The 18386-nt window shown below is 68.2% G+C and carries 18 protein-coding genes; 6 read left to right on the top strand and 12 right to left on the bottom strand.

Annotated elements, in window-relative coordinates; translation table 11 throughout:
* The first annotated feature begins 14 nt into the window (after positions 1-14).
* The 5 genes from ACWHYQ_RS14305 (at position 15) to ACWHYQ_RS14285 (ending at position 6197) form a co-directional block, all read left to right on the top strand.
* Entirely contained in the window at positions 15-806 is a 792-nt protein-coding gene (locus tag ACWHYQ_RS14305) for a methyltransferase domain-containing protein (RefSeq protein ID WP_447972791.1), read from the top strand.
* Between the two features lie 6 nt (positions 807-812).
* The gene (locus ACWHYQ_RS14300) at positions 813-1454 is read left to right on the top strand and encodes a phosphoribosylanthranilate isomerase (protein ID WP_447972790.1); all 642 of its coding nucleotides are present in this window, start codon (positions 813-815) and stop codon (positions 1452-1454) included.
* Between the two features lie 44 nt (positions 1455-1498).
* The gene (gene trpB / locus ACWHYQ_RS14295; RefSeq protein WP_447972789.1) at positions 1499-2692 is read left to right on the top strand and encodes a tryptophan synthase subunit beta; all 1194 of its coding nucleotides are present in this window, start codon (positions 1499-1501) and stop codon (positions 2690-2692) included.
* Between the two features lie 29 nt (positions 2693-2721).
* Entirely contained in the window at positions 2722-3642 is a 921-nt protein-coding gene (gene trpA / locus ACWHYQ_RS14290; protein WP_447972788.1) for a tryptophan synthase subunit alpha, read from the top strand.
* Positions 3643-3734: 92 nt separating this feature from the next.
* Positions 3735-6197, top strand: a complete 2463-nt coding sequence (locus ACWHYQ_RS14285; RefSeq protein WP_447972787.1) for a GAF domain-containing protein — start codon at positions 3735-3737, stop codon at positions 6195-6197.
* Between the two features lie 30 nt (positions 6198-6227).
* Here the strand turns inward: ACWHYQ_RS14285 and ACWHYQ_RS14280 are convergent, their stop codons facing one another.
* The 5 genes from ACWHYQ_RS14280 to lnt all read right to left on the bottom strand — a co-directional run bounded on the left by ACWHYQ_RS14280 (position 6228) and on the right by lnt (position 12465).
* Positions 6228-6908, bottom strand: a complete 681-nt coding sequence (locus ACWHYQ_RS14280) for an ABC transporter ATP-binding protein (protein ID WP_447972786.1) — start codon at positions 6906-6908, stop codon at positions 6228-6230.
* A gap of 2 nt (positions 6909-6910) precedes the next feature.
* Positions 6911-8176, bottom strand: a complete 1266-nt coding sequence (locus tag ACWHYQ_RS14275; protein ID WP_447975570.1) for a lipoprotein-releasing ABC transporter permease subunit — start codon at positions 8174-8176, stop codon at positions 6911-6913.
* 8 nt (positions 8177-8184) lie between these two features.
* Positions 8185-9666, bottom strand: coding sequence for a lysine--tRNA ligase (gene lysS / locus ACWHYQ_RS14270; RefSeq protein WP_447972785.1), 1482 nt, complete (start codon positions 9664-9666; stop codon positions 8185-8187).
* Positions 9667-9732: 66 nt separating this feature from the next.
* A protein-coding gene (gene prfB, locus ACWHYQ_RS14265) for a peptide chain release factor 2 (protein WP_447972784.1) occupies positions 9733-10840 on the bottom strand; the annotation gives its coding sequence in 2 pieces (ribosomal slippage) (positions 9733-10773 and positions 10775-10840; 1107 coding nt in all).
* Between the two features lie 14 nt (positions 10841-10854).
* Positions 10855-12465 carry an apolipoprotein N-acyltransferase gene (gene lnt / locus ACWHYQ_RS14260; protein WP_447972783.1) on the bottom strand — a complete coding sequence of 537 codons (1611 nt, stop codon included), beginning with the start codon at positions 12463-12465 and terminating at the stop codon, positions 10855-10857.
* 113 nt (positions 12466-12578) lie between these two features.
* Here lnt and ACWHYQ_RS14255 point away from each other — a divergent pair, with 113 nt between their 5' ends.
* Positions 12579-13007 (top strand): exosortase system-associated protein, TIGR04073 family, encoded by a 429-nt coding sequence (locus ACWHYQ_RS14255; protein ID WP_447972782.1) that lies wholly within the window; start codon positions 12579-12581, stop codon positions 13005-13007.
* Positions 13008-13025: 18 nt separating this feature from the next.
* On the opposite strand, the gene def is transcribed toward ACWHYQ_RS14255, so the two are convergent.
* The 7 genes from def to ACWHYQ_RS14220 form a co-directional block, all read right to left on the bottom strand.
* Entirely contained in the window at positions 13026-13523 is a 498-nt protein-coding gene (gene def, locus ACWHYQ_RS14250) for a peptide deformylase (protein WP_447972781.1), read from the bottom strand.
* A gap of 12 nt (positions 13524-13535) precedes the next feature.
* Positions 13536-14087 carry a glycine cleavage system protein R gene (locus ACWHYQ_RS14245; protein ID WP_447972780.1) on the bottom strand — a complete coding sequence of 184 codons (552 nt, stop codon included), beginning with the start codon at positions 14085-14087 and terminating at the stop codon, positions 13536-13538.
* A 29-nt stretch (positions 14088-14116) separates the two neighbouring features.
* Positions 14117-15256, bottom strand: a complete 1140-nt coding sequence (locus ACWHYQ_RS14240) for a DGQHR domain-containing protein (RefSeq protein ID WP_447972779.1) — start codon at positions 15254-15256, stop codon at positions 14117-14119.
* A 271-nt stretch (positions 15257-15527) separates the two neighbouring features.
* Complete coding sequence (locus ACWHYQ_RS14235) at positions 15528-16391, bottom strand: IS3 family transposase (RefSeq protein ID WP_447972778.1); 864 nt, start codon at positions 16389-16391, stop codon at positions 15528-15530.
* Between the two features lie 104 nt (positions 16392-16495).
* A complete protein-coding gene (locus ACWHYQ_RS14230) occupies positions 16496-16810 on the bottom strand; it encodes a hypothetical protein (RefSeq protein WP_447972777.1) in 315 nt (104 codons plus the stop codon).
* Positions 16811-16966: 156 nt separating this feature from the next.
* A complete protein-coding gene (locus ACWHYQ_RS14225) occupies positions 16967-17659 on the bottom strand; it encodes a transposase (RefSeq protein WP_447972776.1) in 693 nt (230 codons plus the stop codon).
* Between the two features lie 9 nt (positions 17660-17668).
* Positions 17669-18151, bottom strand: coding sequence for an IS110 family transposase (locus ACWHYQ_RS14220; RefSeq protein WP_447972775.1), 483 nt, complete (start codon positions 18149-18151; stop codon positions 17669-17671).
* Between the last annotated feature and the right edge of the window lie 235 nt (positions 18152-18386).

Here is an 18386-nt window from a genome sequence, read left to right as displayed (position 1 = left end):
GAGCACGGTCGGCGATGGAGACCTACAGCCCCGGCTACAGCGAGGCCGCGATCCGGTACATGCGGCGGCGGCATGCCGCCCGGGATGCCGCGTTCCTGTTGCCGCGGCTCAAGCCGGGGATGACGCTGCTCGATTGCGGCTGCGGGCCGGGCACGATCACGGTGGGCTTGGCCGAGGCAGTCGCGCCAGGGCTCGTGGTCGGCGTGGATGTGGCGCCCAGTCAGGTGGCGCTGGCCGAAGCGACCGCGGCCGCGCGGGGCCTCACGAACGTCCGGTTCGAGGCGGCCAATGTGTACCGGCTCCCCTTTTCGGACGGAACCTTCGACGTGGTCTTCGCCCATGCCCTCTTCGAGCACCTGAGCGAGCCGCTCGCCGCGCTCGAGGAGCTGCGGCGCGTCCTCCGGCCCGGCGGGCTGGTCGCGCTCGCGAGCCCCGATTGGGGCGGAAACCTCATGGCGCCGGCGGAGCCGGACGTCGCGCGCGCCCTTGACGTCTTCAAGGCGATTCAAACTCGGAATGGTGGCAACCCCTACGTCGGGCGCGAATGCGGACGACTCTTAGAGAGGGCCGGCTTCGCGGACATCCGGCTGACGGCAATGTACGACTGCTATGAGGAGGTCCCGCTCGTGGCCGAGCTGCTGGCCCAGCGCATCGAGGAAGCCGTGGGACGGCAAGCCGTCGCGGGGCTGGGGCTCGGCCGAGACGAGGTGGGAGCCCTGTGTCGCGCCCTGCGCCAGTGGGCGGCGCAGCCCACGATCCTGTTCGCCCAGGCCTATGTCGAGGCGATCGGCGTGAGGCCAGAATAGGGATCCATGAGCGGGATCAAGGTCAAGATCTGCGGGATCACGAGCGCCGAGGACGCGCGGGCGGCGGTGGACGCGGGCGCGGACGCGTTGGGGTTCGTGCTGTACGCCAAGAGCCCGCGGTACGTCGAGCCCGCCGTCGTTCAGCGCATCGTCGCGGGGCTGCCCCCGTTGGTGCTCCCGGTCGGCGTGTTCGTCAACGAAGAGGCCAAGCAGGTCCGGGACCTGATGGACGACTGCGGGCTGGCGCTCGCGCAGCTCCACGGCGACGAGACGGCTGCCTATTGCGAGGCTCTGGGCCGCCCGGTCCTCAAGGCCATCCGACTGCGGAGCCGCGCGGACTTCCTCGCCTTGGCGGAGCTGCGCGGGCGGGCCCAGGTGCGCGGGTTCGTGGTGGACGCCTACGCGGACGAGGCCTACGGCGGCACGGGGAAGACTGCCGACTGGGCCCTCGCGGCCGAGGCGGCGCGCGCTGCGCCGGTTCTCCTGGCGGGCGGCCTCACCCCGGACAACGTTCGCGAGGCTGTCGAGCAGGTGCGCCCCTACGGGGTGGACGTGAGCAGCGGGGTCGAGCGCAGCCCCGGCAAGAAAGATCCTGCCAAGATTCGTGCGTTCATCACCGCCGTTCGGCTTGCCAGAATCACGCCGTAGGTCTATACTCCCCCTGGTTGTTCTTCGCGAATCTACGGATGCCCATGAGCCAGCTCCCCGATGCCGCGGGCCGGTTCGGCCAGTACGGCGGCCGGTACGTGCCCGAGACTCTGATGCCCGCGCTGCTCGAGCTCGAGCGGGCCTACCTGGCCGCCCGGCGCGACCGCGGTTTCCAGGCCGAGTTCAACCGGTACCTGTCCCGCTACGTCGGGCGCCCGACCCCCCTCTATTTCGCGGAACGCCTCACGCGCCGGCTCGGCGGGGCGAAGATCTACCTCAAGCGTGAGGACCTCTGCCACACCGGGGCGCACAAGATCAACAATGCGATCGGCCAGGCGCTGCTGGCGCGGCGGATGAAGAAGCCGCGGGTGATCGCCGAGACCGGCGCAGGCCAGCACGGGGTGGCCGTCGCCACGGTGGCCGCGATGTTCGGGCTGACCTGCGAGATCTACATGGGCACGGAGGACATGCAGCGCCAGGCGCTCAACGTCTTCCGCATGCGGCTGCTCGGCGCGACCGTGACGGGCGTGGAGGCGGGGAGCCGCACGCTCAAGGACGCGATCAGCGAGGCGATGCGCGACTGGACCACGAACGTCCGCACGACCCACTACGTGCTCGGCTCCGTCCTCGGCGCGCACCCCTATCCGATGATGATCCGCGACTTCCAGACCGTGATCGGGCGGGAAGCCCGGCGGCAGATCCTGGCCGCTGAGGGGCGTCTCCCGGACTATCTGGTCGCCTGCGTCGGCGGCGGGAGCAACTCGATCGGGCTGTTCCACGCCTTCCTCGAGGACCGGCGGGTGCAGATGGTCGGGGTCGAGGCCGGCGGGCTCGGGCTCGAGAGCGGCAAGCACGCGGCCCGGTTCGCGCGCGGGCGGCCGGGCGTGCTCCACGGGACGATGACGTACCTCCTGCAGGACGAGGACGGCCAGGTCAGCCTCACGCACTCGGTGTCGGCGGGGCTGGACTATGCGGCGGTCGGGCCCGAGCACAGCTTCTATCGGGAAGCCGGCCGCATCCGGTACACCCATGCGACCGACGAGGAGGCGCTCGCGGCTTTCGACCTGCTCGCGCGGGAGGAGGGCATCATGCCTGCGCTCGAGAGCGCGCATGCGATCGCCGAGGTGGTCAAGCTGGCGCCCGCCCTCAGGAAGAGCCAGGTCGTGCTCGTGAATCTCTCGGGGCGCGGCGACAAGGACGTGCAGCAGGTGGCGCGGCTGCGCGGCGTCACGCTGTGAAAAGCGCGACGGGTAGCGGGGGCGGTGTGATGGGTGGCAGGTTGCGGCGGTCAGGCGGGACCGAGTCCGGCCCGTCCTGCCTCCCGCGTCCCGCGTCGCCGACGCGGAGTCGTCTGGATGCCGCGTTCGACCGGCTGCGCGCGAAGGGCGAGAAGGCGCTGATCGCCTACATCATGGCGGGCGACCCGTCGCTCCAGGACACCGAGGCTCTGGTCCTCGAGCTGGAGCGGGCGGGCGCGGACGTGATCGAGCTGGGCGTCCCGTTTTCCGATCCCATGGCCGACGGGCCGGTGATCCAGCAGGCGGCCGACCGGGCCTTGCGGAGCGGGACGTCGCTCCGCCGCATCCTCGACGCGGTAGCCCGGCTCCGCCAGCGGACGGAGGTCCCGCTCGTGCTCATGGCCTACTACAACACGATCCATGCGGTCGGCGCGGAGGCGTTCTGCCGGCGGGCGGTGGAGGTCGGCGTGGACGGCCTGATCGTGCCAGACATGCCGCCGGAAGAGGCCGGGCCGCTGGAGGCCGCGAGCGCCACGCAGGGCGGGCCCGCGTTGATTTACCTGCTAGCGCCGACCAGCACGCCGGCGCGGCGGGCGATGATCGCGGGGCGGTCGCGCGGCTTCGTGTACTACGTCTCCCTGACCGGCATCACGGGCGCCAAGCTGCGCGATCTCGACGAGGTCCAGCGGAACGTGGACCGGATCCGCAAGGTCTCGCGGGTGCCGGTGGCGGTGGGGTTCGGCGTCGCCACCGAGGAAGACGCGGCGCGCGTCGCCGGCATCGCCGACGGGGTCATCGTCGGCAGCGCCATTGTACGGCAGATCGCCGCGCACCAACAGGGGCCGGACCTGGCCGGGCGCGTCGGCCGGTTCGTCCGGTCCCTCAAGCAAGCCATGACTGCCACCGCTTCCGGCGTCCCAGGCCGGGCTGCGGGGCCGACAGGAGCGTGATGGCCAGCCCGCGGCAAGCTCACGGGCGCGGGGGGTCCCGTCCGGTCCAGACAAAGGGCGGGTCGGCCAGCACTAGAGCTCCTAAGCCAGGGATGAAGCTCGACCGCCGTGCGCTGTCCTCGTCTCCCGCCGGTTCCGATCAGCCCCAGCGGGACCTGCTCGAGATCATTGCCCAGTCGGTGAACAGCGGGCGGGCGCCGGAGGAGATGGCGAAGGCGTTCCTGCGGCTCCTCCTCGAGCTGACCGGAGCCCGCCATGCCGCGGTGTACTTGCAGGATGAGCAGACCAAGGAGATGCAGTGCGTGGCGACCGGCGGGCGGGTGAACGACCGGGTGTCCCTGCAGTGGGTTGTCCTCGTCGCCCAGATGGTCCAAGAGGGGCACACGCTCTCGTCGGGGGACTTGCTCGCCTGCCCCCTCAAGCGGGGCAAGCGCGTGGAAGGCGCGCTGGTTCTGGAAGGGGTGCCGCCCGAGAAGCGGGGCCAGGCGGCGGTCGTCGAGCTGCTCGAGTGCGCCGCGCCGCGACTCGCGATGGGCCTCGACCACGCCCGGCTGGCGCGCAAATACGTCCAGAAAATCGTCCGGATTCAGCACCTGGAGGAGGTCAGCCGCATCCTGAACTCCTCCCTCGATGCGCGCGCGATCCTGCAACAGGCGGTCGAAGCGGCGCTCCGTCTGGTGGAGGCCGAGGCGGGCCTGCTCTCGCTGGCCGATGAGCGAACCGGCGCGCTGCACGTCGCGGTGGAGGTGGGGCTGTCGGGCCTGTGCGGGCCGCCGCCGAGCGTCAGGCCCCCTGACTGCTACACGGCCGAGGTCGCACGGACGGGCGCCCCCGTCATGGTCAGGGAAGCGGAGCGGGATCCCCGGATAGATCGGGCGGTGGACCGGGCGCGAGGCGTGCCGACCCGATCGCTGCTCGCGGTTCCGGTCCGGTCGAGGGACCGAACCCTGGGCGTGCTGGAGGCGGTGAACAAGAAGGACGGGCGGCCCTTCAGCAACTGGGACCTCACGGAATTCGCGTGCCTGGCCAACCAGGTGGCGATCGCGCTGGACAACTCGCGCCTCTTCAAGAGCCACCAGGAGCAAATCGCCCGGCTGACTAAATTGCAGGAGATCAGTGCGGTCCTCAACTCCAGCTTGAATCAGGCCGAGATCCGGAAGCGGGCGATCGAGGGCGCCACCGTCCTGATGGACGCGGAGGTCGGCTCGCTCCTGCTCTGGGACGAGGCGGCGCAAGAGCTGTACTTCGACATCGCGCTGGGGCCCAAGGGCGAGGTGGTTAAGCAGATTCGCCTGAAGGTCGGGCAGGGGATCGCCGGCTACGTGGCGATGACCGGGGAGCCGGTCATCGTGAACGATTGCTGGAGCGATCCACGGTTCAACCGGGAGGCGGATATCAAGTCCGGGTTCCGGACCCGCAACATGGTCTGCGTGCCGGTGAAGGCGCGCGACAAGCTCCTCGGCGTCCTGCAGGCGATCAACAAGCGCGACGGGGGCCTGTTCGGGGAGGAAGACCTCCAGGACTTCGTGAGCCTGGGCCACCAGGTCGGTATTGCGATCGAGAACGCCAACCTCTACCAGGAGATCAACCACCTGTTCGAGGGCTTCATCTCGGCGAGCGTGCTCGCGATCGAGAGCCGAGACCCTACGACGAGCGGCCACAGCGGCCGCGTGGCGACGCTGTGCTGCGGGCTCGCGGAGGTCATTGACCGGATTGACTGGGGGCCGTACAAGGACATCACCTTCTCCTACGACCAGATGAAGGAGATCCGGTACGCCGCGGTCTTGCACGACTTCGGCAAGGTCGGCGTGCGGGAGCACGTCCTGGTCAAGGCCGAGAAGCTCCTGCCGGGCGAGCTGGCGCTGCTGAAGGCCCGGTTCGACTTCATCAAGCGAACGCTGGAAGCCCGGGCGCTCCGGCGCAAGGTGGAGATCCTGCTCTCGGGGGACCGCGCCGCCACCGCGGCGCTGCTCGCCGAGGTGGACGAGGGCCTCGCGCAGCAAATCGCCGAGACGGACGGATTGCTGGAGTTCATCCTGGCGTGCAACCGGCCCACCGTGCTTCCGCAGGGCGGCTTTGATCGGCTGCACGAGATCGCCCAGCGGCGCTACGAGGCCTTCGAAGGCGAACGGCCCTACCTGAGCCAGGACGAGGTCCTCGCGCTCTCGATCCCCAAGGGGAGCCTGACCGAGGTCGAGCGGAAGGAGATTGAGAGCCACGTGACCCACACGTACCGATTTCTCTCCACGATCCCCTGGACCAAGTCTCTCAAGAACATCCCCGAGATCGCGTACGGGCACCACGAGAAGCTCGACGGCTCCGGCTATCCCCGCAAGGTCGGCGCGGAGGTGATCCCCGTCCAGACCCGCATCATGACGGTGAGCGACATCTACGACGCGCTCACCGCCGCGGATCGGCCCTACAAGGCCGCCGTCCCGATTCCCAAGGCCTTGGAGATTCTGGAAGAGGAGGCCAAGCACGGGAAGGTGGATCCGCACCTCCTCCAGGTCTTCATCGAGGCCAAGGTCTATCTCCGCACCCAGCCCGCGTCCTGATCCCGAGGCGAAGACCGCGCCGGAGGGGCATCAGGCTTTCAGGATCATCCCGTCCTGCATGTGGATGACCCGATCTGCCTGGCTGGAGAGCTTCTCATTGTGCGTGACGATGACGAAGGTCGTCCCGCGGTCCCGGTTGAGTTTGTGCAGGAGATCGAACAGCTCCTCGCCGGTGTGAGTGTCGAGGTTCCCGGTCGGCTCGTCCGCCAGGACGAGGTCCGGGCGCTGGATGAGCGCCCGCGCGACGGCCACGCGCTGCTGCTCGCCGCCCGACAGCTCCCCGGGCTTGTGGTGGAGCCGGTGGCCCAGTCCGACGGCCTCCAAGAGGGCGATTGCGTCCTGGCGCGTCTCGGCCGACGGGCGCGGTTGGATCAGGGCGGGTAGGCAGGTGTTCTCGAGCGCGGTAAACTCGGGCAGCAGGTGGTGGAACTGGAAGACGAACCCGACGCGTCGGTTGCGGAACTCGGCCAGCTCCTGCTCGGAGCGCGTGAAGAGGGGCTGGCCTTCGAACAGCAGGGTGCCGGACGTCGGCCGGTCGAGCGTCCCGAGGATGTGCAGCAGCGTGCTCTTCCCCGCCCCCGAAGCCCCGACGATTGCCACGATCTCGCCGCGCGCGATCTCGAGCCGGATCCCCTTCAGGATCCGCAGCTCCTGCCCGCCCATGGGGAAGGACTTGCAGAGGTCAATCGCTTGGATCAGCGGCTGGGCCATCGTCACTCGTAGCGCAGGGCGGCCGCCGGGTCCAGCTTCGCGGCCTGCCAGGACGGATAGAGGGTTGCGGTAAAGCTAATCAGGATGGCTGAGAACGAGACCAGCAGCACGTCCGTGGCCTGGATGTGCACGGGAACGTGGGAGATGTAATAGACGGTCGGGTCGAAGGTCCAGTAGGTCTGAATGAGCCACAGGAACGTGTACCCCAGCGGGACCCCGATCGCGGTGCCGACCAGCCCGATCACCAACCCGTTCAGCATGAAGATCCGCATGATCCCCTGGCGCGTCGCTCCCATCACCTTGAGGATCGCGATCTCGCGTTGCTTCTCCGTCACGATCATCGTCAGCGTGCTCACGATGTTGAACGAGGCGACGATCGTGATCAGCACGAGGAGCAGGAACATCATGGTCTTCTCGAGCTTGAGCGCCGAGAACAGGTTCCGGTTGAGCTGCATCCAATCCCGGGCCAAGAAGGGGAAGCCCAGCTCGACCTGGATGGCGGTGGCGATGTCGCCGGCCCGGAAGATGTCGTCCACCTTGACCTCGATCCCGGTGACCGTGTCGCCCATGTTGAAGAACTTCTGCGCCTCGCCCAGCGCGATGTAGGCCAGCGACGAGTCGTACTCGTACATGCCGGACTCGAACACCGCGACGACCTTGAACACCCGGATCTTCGGCACCATCCCGATCGCGCTGATGGAGCCGACCGGGGAGACGACGTTCACAGGGTCGCCGACGAAGGCGCCCAGCCGCATGGCCAGCTCCTTGCCCAGGATGATGCCGGGGTAGCTCGCCGGGGCCCCGGGCGCAGGGTCCGCGCCGGCCGCCGGCTCCGGCCCGGCCGGCGCCTCGAGGTCTTCGAGCCGCCCCGCCTTGATGTTCTTGGCCAGCTCCGTGACCCGCGCCTCCCGCTTGGGGTCGATGCCCCGCAGGACGATCCCCTGGACCCCGGACTGGGTCGTGAGCAGCACCTGACGGTAGATGAAGGGGGTCGCGGCGAGCACGTGGGGCACCCGCTCCACGCGCGCGACGAGGGGCTCGTAGTCCTTCATGGTTTCCGTCTTGTCGTGGACGACGATGTGCGAGGTCGTACCCAGGATCTTCGCCTGGAGGTCCTCCTTGAAGCCGGTCATGATGCCGAGCGTGCCAATCAGGGCGGCGACGCCGAGCGTGATGCCGGCGACGGACACGAACGTGTTCAGCGAGATAGTCCGCTGGCGCCGCTTCGCGCGCAGGTAGCGGAGACCGACGTACAGTTCGTAGGGCAGGGGCACGGTCACTTCTCCGGGCGCAACTGTGGGAACAGGATGACGTCGCGGATCGAGGCCTGGTTTGTGAACAGCATCACGAGCCGGTCAATGCCGATCCCTTCGCCCGCTGTCGGTGGGAGTCCGTACTCCAGCGCTCGCAGGAAGTCCTCATCCACGTGGTGGGCCTCGTCGTCGCCCGCCGCCCGGCGGGCGGCCTGCGCCTCGAAGCGCTGCCGCTGGTCCAGCGGGTCGTTCAACTCAGAGAAGGCGTTGGCGATCTCACGCCCCGCGATGTACAGCTCGAATCGGTCCGTGAGCGTGGGGTCCGCATCCTTGCGCCGCGCGAGCGGGGACAGCTCGATCGGGTAGTCGGTGATGAAGGTCGGCTGGATCAGCGTGGGCTCGACGGTCTCCTCGAAGATTTCGGTCAGGATGTCCACGAGCCCCGCACCGGGGGGCACCGTGACGCCCAGCCGGCGGGCCGCCTCGCGCGCCGCGGCCGGATCCGACAGGACCGCCGGATCCAGCCCGTTGACGTCCAGGATCGCCTGGCGCCAGGCCCAACGGCGCCAGGGCGGGTCGAGGCTGATCCGGTGGCCCTGGTACTCGATCGTCGTGCTCCTGAGCACCTCGCGGGCCAGCCGCGAGAGCAGCTCCTCGGTCAGCGCGATGAGGTCCTGGTAGTCCGCGTAGGCGACGTAGAACTCGAGCATCGTGAACTCGGGGTTGTGGACCGTCGAGATCCCCTCGTTCCGGAAGTTACGGTTGATCTCGAAGACTCGGGGGAAGCCGCCCACGACCAGCCGCTTGAGGTAGAGCTCCGGCGCGACCCGGAGATAGAGGTCCACGCCGAGCGCGTTGTGGTGGGTCACGAAGGGACGCGCGGTCGCGCCGCCGGGAATCGGGTGCATCATCGGCGTCTCGACCTCGAGGAAGCCCTTCTCGACCAGGAAGGCGCGGATGGCGGCGATGATGCGGCTGCGCGCGACGAAGATCCGCTGCACCTCCGGATTGGCAATCAGGTCCACGTACCGCTGCCGGTAGCGGGTCTCCACGTCGGTCAACCCGTGCCATTTCTCCGGGAGCGGCCGGAGCGCCTTGCTCAGGAACGTGAGCTGGTGCACCTCGACCGTGAACTCGTCGGTCTTCGTGCGGAACAGGACGCCGCTCACCCCGATCCAATCTCCGAGGTCCAGCTCCTGGGCCACCCGGTACGCCGCCTCGCCGAGCCGGTCCTTCTTGAGATAGACCTGGAGGCGGTCCGCCCCGTCCTGGAGCAGCGCGAAGGCTGCCTTGCCGAACCGCCGCAGCGCCACGATCCGGCCGGCGACCGTGCAGACGATCGCCTCCCGCTCCAGCGTCTCCTTGGGCTTGTGGCCGTGGAGCCGGATGAGGTCGCCCGCGCGGTCCTTGACCTCGAACCGTCGGCCGTACGGCTCGACGCCGAGGGACCGGAGGACCTCCAGCTTCTTGATCCGCTGCAGGCGCTGGTCGTTCAGTTCGTCCATACGCGAATAGCTGGTTGCTGATAGCGGATAGCGAGCCGCGGAGAGTTGCTAGCTCATGGCTATGCGCTATTTGTTGCTCGTCATTTGCTGTTTAAGAAAGGCTTCGATGAAGCCGTCAATGTCGCCGTCCATGACCGCGTCCACGTTCCCGACCTCGTGGTCCGTCCGGTGGTCCTTGACCATCTGGTAGGGTTGGAACACGTAGGAGCGGATCTGGCTCCCGAAGCCGATCTCCTTCTTCTCGCCCACGAAGGCCTGGAACTCCGCCTCTTTCTTCTTTTGCTCCAGTTCGTAGAGCCGCGCCTTGAGGACCTTCATCGCCCCCATGCGGTTCTTGAGCTGGGAGCGCTCGTTCTGGCACTGGACGACGATGCCGGTCGGGAGGTGCGTGATCCGGACCGCGGTCTCCACCTTGTTGACGTTCTGGCCACCGGCGCCGCCGGACCGGAAGGTGTCGATGCGTAGGTCCTTCTCGTCAATGACGACCTCCACGTCGTCCTCGATCTCGGGATAGACGAAAACTGAGGCGAACGAGGTGTGGCGGCGCTTGTTGGCGTCGAAGGGGGAGATGCGGACCAGCCGGTGGACGCCGGCCTCGGCCTTGAGGTACCCGTACGCGTAGGCGCCGGTGACGGCGAGCGTCGCGCTCTTGATCCCCGCTTCCTCGCCCGGCTGCAGGTCTAGGGTCTCGACCTTGAACCCCTTGCGCTCGGCCCAGCGGACGTACATCCGCAGCAGCATCTGCGCCCAGTCCTGGGACTCGGTGCCGCCCGCGCCGGGGTGGATCGCCAGGATCGCGTTGCTCGCGTCCCGCTCGCCTGACAGCAGCAGCTCCAGCCGGAGCTGGGCGACCGTGGCTTCGAACCGCTTCACGCTCTCCGCGAGCTCGCGCTCGAGGTCGGCGTCGTCGCTCTCCTCGGCGAGCTCGACGAGCGCGCGGAGGTCGTCCTGCTGGCGGTCAATCTCCGCCCAGCGGCGGAGCTCGCGCTCGATGGTGGCCTTCCGTCGGCTCAGGCGGGCGGCGGCCTGAGGATCCTTCCAGAAGTCGGGGGACGCGGCCTCTTGCTCCAGGTCCCGCAGCTCGGCGTTCAGGCGGGCGAGGTCAAAGATGCCCCCGCAGCTCGGTGACCTGCTCGGCGACCGCCCTGACCCGTGCGCGCCATTCCTCCACCATGCGTCCCTCTTCCCCTAAGCTCTCGCGGCTTGCTCGTGGGCCGGTGTCTCTCGCCCGCGCCGCATCTGTCCGGTGACGAGAAAAATTCCGGCGATTATAACACAGAAATACGCGAAGATGTCGCCGTGTCGCGTATAGACCGTCCGCGTCGTTGTTACCGGAACCCGCCCCTGCACGACCAGCTCCTGGAAAATGGGCGTGGCCTCGAGGATGCGGCCCGTCGGTGCGATGAAGCCGGAGATGCCCGTATTGGCGGCCCGGGCGAAGGCGATCCGGTTTTCGACCGCCCGCAAGACCACCATCCCGAAATGCTGGTAGGGCGCGGCGGAGGAGCCGAACCAGGCATCGTTCGTGATCGTGACCATGAACTCGGCGCCCTCCGCGGCCGCCTCCCGCACGAGGTCGGGGAAGATCACTTCGTAGCAGATGGCGACGCCGAACTTCGCCGGTGGGGCGGAGCGGCCGTCGGCGGCGAGCGGGATGCTCAGGATCGTCGGGCCGGGTCCTGGCTCAAAGTCGCCGATGCCCTCCACCAGCTTGTCGAGGAAGAACAGGAGCGAGGACTTCAAGGGGATGTACTCGCCGAAGGGAACGAGGTGACGCTTGTCGTAGCGACCGACGATGGCGCCGTCGGGCGCGAGCAGGTAGGCGCTGTTCAAGAGGTAGGGCCGCCCAGAAGGAAAATAACGCAGCGCCGGGCTGCCGAACAGGAGTGGGACCGCATGGCGCCGCACCAGCTCGGTCACCTCGGTCCGGTAGGGCAGCTCCTGCTCGAAGAGAAAGGGCGTGGCCGCTTCCGGCCAGACGACGAGGTCCGTCTCGGCCGCCGCCTGGCCCGTCAGCCGGATGTAGCGGTCCAGCGTGGCGCGCCGGTAGGCGAGATCCCACTTCTGCGCCTGGTCAATGTTGGCCTGGACGACCCCGATCCGGATCGTGCGCGCCTCGCCGGGCCGGCCGCCGCCCGCCAGGGCCGCAGATCCGTACCACAGAGCGCCCATGAGGCCGAGGGCGGCGAGGGCGGACGACAGCCAGGGGACGGGCATGGTGGCTTGACCGCGCGCCCGCCCGAGACCCCAGAGGACCAGCTCGGCCAGCGCGCCGTTCATCAACACGACCAGAAACGATACCCCGTAGACCCCGGTCAGGTCGGCGATCTGGATCACAGGCAGCCACCGGTACTGGGAATAGCCGAGGAGCGCCCAGGGTAGGCCGGAGAGCAGGTAGGTCCGCAGCAGCTCCGAGGCGACCCAGACGAAGGGGGCGGCGGCGAAGGCCAGGGCCGGCCGGGCCGCACGCAGCCAGGCGACGGCCGCCGCGTACACCGCTACGTAGGCCCCGAGGTAGGCCGCCAGCAAGAGCATGACAGGGTAGCTCGCGACGAGCGGCATCTTCCCGTAGAGGTGCATCGCCGTGACGACCCAGGCCATGAGGCCGGCGAAGGCGATGGTGCCGGCCAGCCAGCCCAGCCAGAACGCGCGGCGCGGCGTGGCGCTCGCGATGGCGAGATGGAGCGGGACCAGCACGACCCAGGCGAGGGCGCCGAGGTCATAGTCCGGAAAGCAGAGCGGATAGAGGAGCCCGGTGAGGGCGGCTAGCGCGGTCGGACGGAGGCGGGCGGCGGTCATGCGGCGTACAGTATAGAAACCGCGGGCTCGTTGCAAGCGTGACTCTTTGGTTTGAGCTGGGCTATGATGGCGCCGCTCGACGGATCGGGTCACCGGGGCGAGGGAGGGAACCGATGCGGGGCATGGGATTCGGGGTGGTGCTAGCGATCTTCTGGGTCGGCTCGCTTCTATGCGCGCCCGCGCTCGTCCGGGCTGAAGGGCCGAGGTTTGCCGAGCAGATCGCCCTCAAGCTCGCCCGCGGCGCGGCGAACTTTTGCACGGGGTGGGCCGAGCTTCCCAAGCAGGTCACCCTGATCGCGCGCGAGAAGGGCTGGCTCGTCGGGTTGACGCGCGGGACTCTGGAAGGGTTGGGGATGGTCGGGGCGCGCACGATCGCGGGGGCTTACGAGGTCCTGACATTCTCCGTGCCCGTCCCGCCGCAATACCGGCCGTTGCTCAAGCCCGACTATGTGTGGCAGCCCGAGCCGGCCGAAGACCAGCCTCCTGCCGTGCCGGTCCCGGCGGAGCCAGCCGCGCGACCCGACACTCTTCAGCGGGAGTGACGGCCCGACACACCTTCCTCATATCGCCCCTTTCCGCCGGAACAGGTCCGTGCTCAGCGACTGAATCCGGTCCAGGAACAGCACTCCGTTCAAGTGGTCCAGCTCGTGCTGGAAGGCGAGCGCTTCGAAGCCCGCCGCGGCCAGCGTGACGGCCCGGCCTTCCGGCGTCAGCCCCTCCATCACCGTCTGCTCGTAGCGCAGGACGTTGCCCGTGTAGTCCGGGACGCTAAGGCAGCCTTCCCGAATGAGCCGCGGCCGCTCCTGGTGCAGGATCTGCGGATTCAGCAGGACCACAAGCCCGTGGCCCCGCTCGCCCTTCTTCCGCGCGACGTCCACGACGATGATCCGGAGCCGCACGCCGATCTGCGGGGCGGCCAGCGCGACGCCGGGGGAGGCCTCGAGCGTGTCCAGCAGGTCCTGGACAATGCCGGGGAGGGTTGGGTCGGCGGGGTCCACCGGGGCGGCGCGGGCTTTGAGGGCCGGGTCCGGGTACAGGCGAATCGGGCGGGCGGCCACGGGCGGACCGGGCTACAGCTCGACGCGCTCGAGCGGCCGAAAGGTCACGTCCACGCTCAGCGCCGGCTTGAGGCGGTCGAGCGCCTCCTGGAGCGCGTCGGGCGAGGACTCCGGGGGCAGGTGAACCTCGAGGATCATCACGTAGACCGGGCGGTCCGGTGCGCCGATGACACGGGTGTTCATGTCCGTGATGTTCCCGCCGTGGTCGGCGACGCAGCGGGCGACCTGCGCGACGATCCCTGGCTGGTCCGCGCCGTAGACGGAGAGGATGAACTGGGCCTCGGCTTCGCGCGCGCCCCGGCGCGCGGCGACCTCGGCGGGAATCTCGCGGCACAGGAGCGTGAGGTGCAGGGGGGCGGTGTGGGGCGCCAGCCGGTCGGCGAGCCGGTCCGGCGGCAGGTCTGGCGGCAGGCGCACCATCAACATCATGGCGAACTCGCCCCGCAGCCGCGTCATGCAGGTGTCCTCGATATTGCAGCCGAGGCGGAACAGACCCTCCGCCAGGGCGGCCACCATGCCGGGGCGGTCCTGGCCGAAGGCGGTGAGCATGGCGAAGCAGGTCATGGGATCAGCCCGTCAACCCATTAATCCTGTTAGTCCTCCTCCCCCTGCTTGCCGGCTGCTCGAATCTCCAGGCCGATGGCCCGCGCCAGCTCGCGGTGGATCCGGGCGACGCGCTCGACCTGGCCCTTGGCGGGGAACCGCTCGTAGAACCCCTCGACGCGAAACTCCCGCACCCGCTCCCTCCACGGCAGCAGGCGGCGCTCCCAGCGGGCCAGGCGGTCCTTCTCGGGCCCCCGGTCCTGCGCGGCGAGGTCGGCACAGACCCGCACCAGGGCTTTGAGCGTCACGGGCTTGGTGACCATCGAGTTCGGGTGGCCCCAGGCGTCGCCCCAGACTCGCTCGGCTGCCTTAAAGAAATCCCGGACGAGCCCGTAGAAGCGGAGGGCCTCGCGCGCGCCGGTGCCTTCCTTCTCGATCTTGCGCCACTCGCGGGCGATCCAGCGGTGTAGCTCGTTGAACAGCTCAGCCTGAAGGATCCACTTGTCCTGGCGGCTGCGACCGCCGAGGCGATTGATCCGGTACCGGAGCGGGCTGTCGGACTCGGCGTACAGGTGCTCGACGATCCGCGCGGCGAACTTCTTCTCCGGCTCGGCCCAGGAAACCCGCTCGTAGAGGTCCACGAGATGGCTCTTGTTGATCCGGGTGGGGGTCGAGTTGATGATCACGAACATCTCGGTTGCGAAGTCCTCGCTGCGGCCGTCGAAGATCACGCAGGGGACGCGGATCGTCCGCGCCTCCTGGGGCCGGTCCTTGTGGTAGAAGTGGAGCGCGGCGAGCCGATGCTGCCCGTCAATGATCAGGTACTTGCCGCCGGGCTCCTCCAGGTTCCCGACGTGCTCGAAGCTGCCGAGCCGCTCGAACCGGAGCCGTTCGGGCGTGAACAGCAGCACCGTGCCGGGAATCGGCGGCTGGCTGACGGCCGTCTCGTAGAAGTTGGTAATGGCCTTGACCTTCGCCCGCGAAAGCTGCCGCTGGAAGGCCTTGTCGCTGCGCTCGATCCGCGCGATGAACTGGCCGATCTCATCCTCGGGCGCGACCTCGGTCGGGGCGATCTGCTCGCCCTCGCCGTAGAATCGGCTCACGAAGCGCACCTTGCGCAGCAGGTCTTCGGCCGGGTAGGCGACGAAATAGAAGACGCCGTCTTTCTGCCGGACTTGCGTGGCGAGCATGGGCGGTCCTCCTGGCTAGGGTGGCGCTCCCGCGGGTACCGCCCGGGGCGCGCTGACGGGTCATTATATACCGTGCCGCCCGGCTCTGCCCATGGCGTGGTAGAGTGGTCGGAAGGCTTGCGCCGCACCTCGCTCCGGCTGGGCAAGGCGCGTTGGGGGTACAATCAGACCCCCCATCTCCTTAGGGGAAGGTGCTGCAATCGGGCGGGAAATGGGAGCTCGACCACCGAACTTTCCCCTTTCAGTTCCCTCCTTCGTAGGGAAGGTCTCTTCAACCGCTCGCGAACCCTGCAATATATCTCCCCGGCTCGGCAGCCATCTGTAATGCTCCCCGTTTGTCAAGACACTTTTTCTGGTGCTGAGAGTGAGTCATCTTACGCAGCCGCTTGTGCCGCTCCCTGCTCGCTGAGCGCCGCTTCGACTCGAGCGGGCTCTGGTCCCCCAGGCTTGAGTGGACGTCGCGCTCGTTGTACTCCACCGTGATCCAGTGGCCGATCGCCTCCCGTGCCTGCGCCAGGCTCGTGAACTCCTGCAGCCAGAGCAACTCTTCTTTGATCGTCCGCATCAGGCGTTCTGTCTCGGCATTGCCCTTGGGGTTGTCGTCGCTGGTGAAGACCTGCTCGATTCCCAACAGGCTCATGGCGGCCATGAAGCCGGTCGCCGTCGGTTGGCTCCCGTTGTCGGAGACCAGCTTTAAGCCGGCTCCCCGGACCCCGTTCGGGAATTCGGCTTGGACCGCCTGGGCCAGCGCGGCCTCCCACTCCTGCCGGCGGCTGCGGAGAGCCAGGTCCCAGCCGACGATCTTCTTGGTGTACCAGTCCAGGACCACGACCAGGTACGCCCAACCCAGCGCCGGGATCAGGAACTTCGTCATGTCGATCCCCCAGAACTGCCGGGGGCGCGTGGCCTTCGGCTTCGCCTTGGGCGTCCGCGTCGCCGCGTGGCGTGCCCGCTTGACCGTCCAGCCGGCCTCCCGCATCAGCCGGTAGCCCCGCTTCGTATTGACCAGGAGGCCCTCCCGATCCCGCAGCCAGGCCCACACCCGCCGATAGCCCCAGAAGGGATGAGCCTGGCTGATCGGGCGGATCCGCGCCAGGAGCGCCTCATCGGAGGGATTCGGCACAGCCGTCGGCACCGGGCACTCGTGCCGAGCGGCCTAGGAGCCGCTGCGAGACTGCCCGAGGATCCGACAGGCTGCCGCGACTGACCACCCCGCCTCGCGCCACGCGTCCACCAGCCTCACCGCCTCCCGACCAACTCGTCCGTTTGTTTTACCAGCTCAATGGCCACGGCCTGCTTGCCGATCAGCTGCTGGCGCTGCTCGATCTCGCGCCGCCGCGCCTCCTCCGTCGCCGGAAGCCCATGGGTCAAGGCCTGCTGGCCCCCTTCCAGGAAGCGATCCCGCCACTGGTCGGACTGGGTCTGGGCCTGGGCCTGGGCCTGGGCCTGGGCCATCTGATGCTCCCGGCAAATCTCCGCCACCGGCTTGGTCCCGTTGCTCCCTTCCAGCACGATGGCCCGTTGCTCCTCCGCCGTCCACTTGCGCCCCTTCATCTGGACACCTCCTTCGTTGAGTGTTGGCCATCCTCAACACTCACTCTCCAACGTGTCCACTCTCCAAGGGGAGCATCTCTGAAAGCGCCGTGTCAAGCCACGCTGATCCGTCACCATCCCCTCGGATCCGGTTTCGCCCGATTCATCTCTTCGCTGTCAAGGCAGCATGAGGTTGTTCGAGAAGCGTGTCGCAATCAGTCTAGCGAGCGTCGATGCGCGCAGCTCCCACTCTCGCGCTGACGCCTCCATTGACGAACCCGTCGCCGTCACACCCGGCGCAGCCGGATCACGGTACGAGATCTGCTTCGTCAGCACCCAGTAGGTCGCTTCAGCGAGATGCCGGGCGACCGCACCGATCGCCTTGGCATGCCCTTTGTGGCGGACAAGCCGCTCATACAGCCGACTCACCTGTCGGGGTGCGTGCCCCTTCCGCACCCGGCAGGTGGCATGGGCCGCCTCCACAAAGGCCAAGCGCAGGTCCCGATTCCCAGCAGGTCGCAACGGCCCATCGCGCGTTTTCCCTCCACTGGCGTAGCCCCGAGGGGTCGTGCCGGCATAGGCCGCCAGGTGCTGAGGGCCAGGACAGCGGTGGCTGGCCCCGACCTCCGACGCGATCACCACGGCCAGGAGCAAGCCGACGCCAGGAAGGGTTTGGAGCAAGGTGATCGAGGGCTCTGGGGTGAAGACCTCGCGGAGCCGCTGCTCAAGCCGCTGAATCTGGTCCTCGAGCGCATCGAGCGCGCCCAGCAGCCGTTCGGTCGGGTCGGCCGTCTGGGGCGGCAACGCCGCGAGGCGGGTGGCTAGCACGGCCCGCCCTTGCCGACCAAACAGATCGCTCACCGACGACACGGTCAGGGCCTACGTGGCCACCGTTGCGTGGATGCGGGTCTTCAACCGGCTGCGCTGCGGCCCCAGCCCCATCCGCGTGCGGGCGAGATCGCGCTGGTCCCGGAGCGTGGCTCCCGGAATCCACACCACCGGCAAGGGGCCCGTGCGTTGAAGGCGATTGAGCCCACGGGCATCCAGCTTGTCCGTCTTGTTGAGGCTCCCCATCATGACTTTGGCTTTCCGCGCAGGCACGAGCCGAGGCCCCAGCCCCGCCGCCTCGATCTCGTCGACGATCCCGTCCCAGGTCCCGACCGTCTCCACGGCGACGGGAGAACCGGGAGTCCATGAGGCGAAGCACGGCTGAATCGCCACGCGTTCATGAGCCAGGCGCACCTCGCGCTGCCATCGCCCCTCGCCATCTTCGACCAAGACCTGGGTGTCATGCTTATGGAAGTCAAACGCACTGGACTCCCTAACACCGCGTCTCCTTTCTCCAACGGAATCGCGATCCATTGGTGTCATCGGAATGTCTTACCACATTCGGACGCGGCGCTTTCATAATATTAGTATAGGCCAGGACATTGTCCCGTTTATGCCACTGGCAGCGTTGCACGACGGCCTAACGGCCGAAGGCAGTCTGGAGCGCTTTGCGCAACCCTTTGGCTCCATCGATCACACACAGCAGCCCGTGGTCAGCCCGCAGGTTCGCTGAGGAAGCCGAGCGGCGTCCTCCCTGGCGCATCAGAAC

The sequence above is a fragment of the Nitrospira sp. Kam-Ns4a genome (assembly GCF_965152595.1).
The sequence above is the reverse complement of the archived record's forward strand: the minus strand, read 5'-3'. Positions and strand labels throughout refer to the sequence as shown.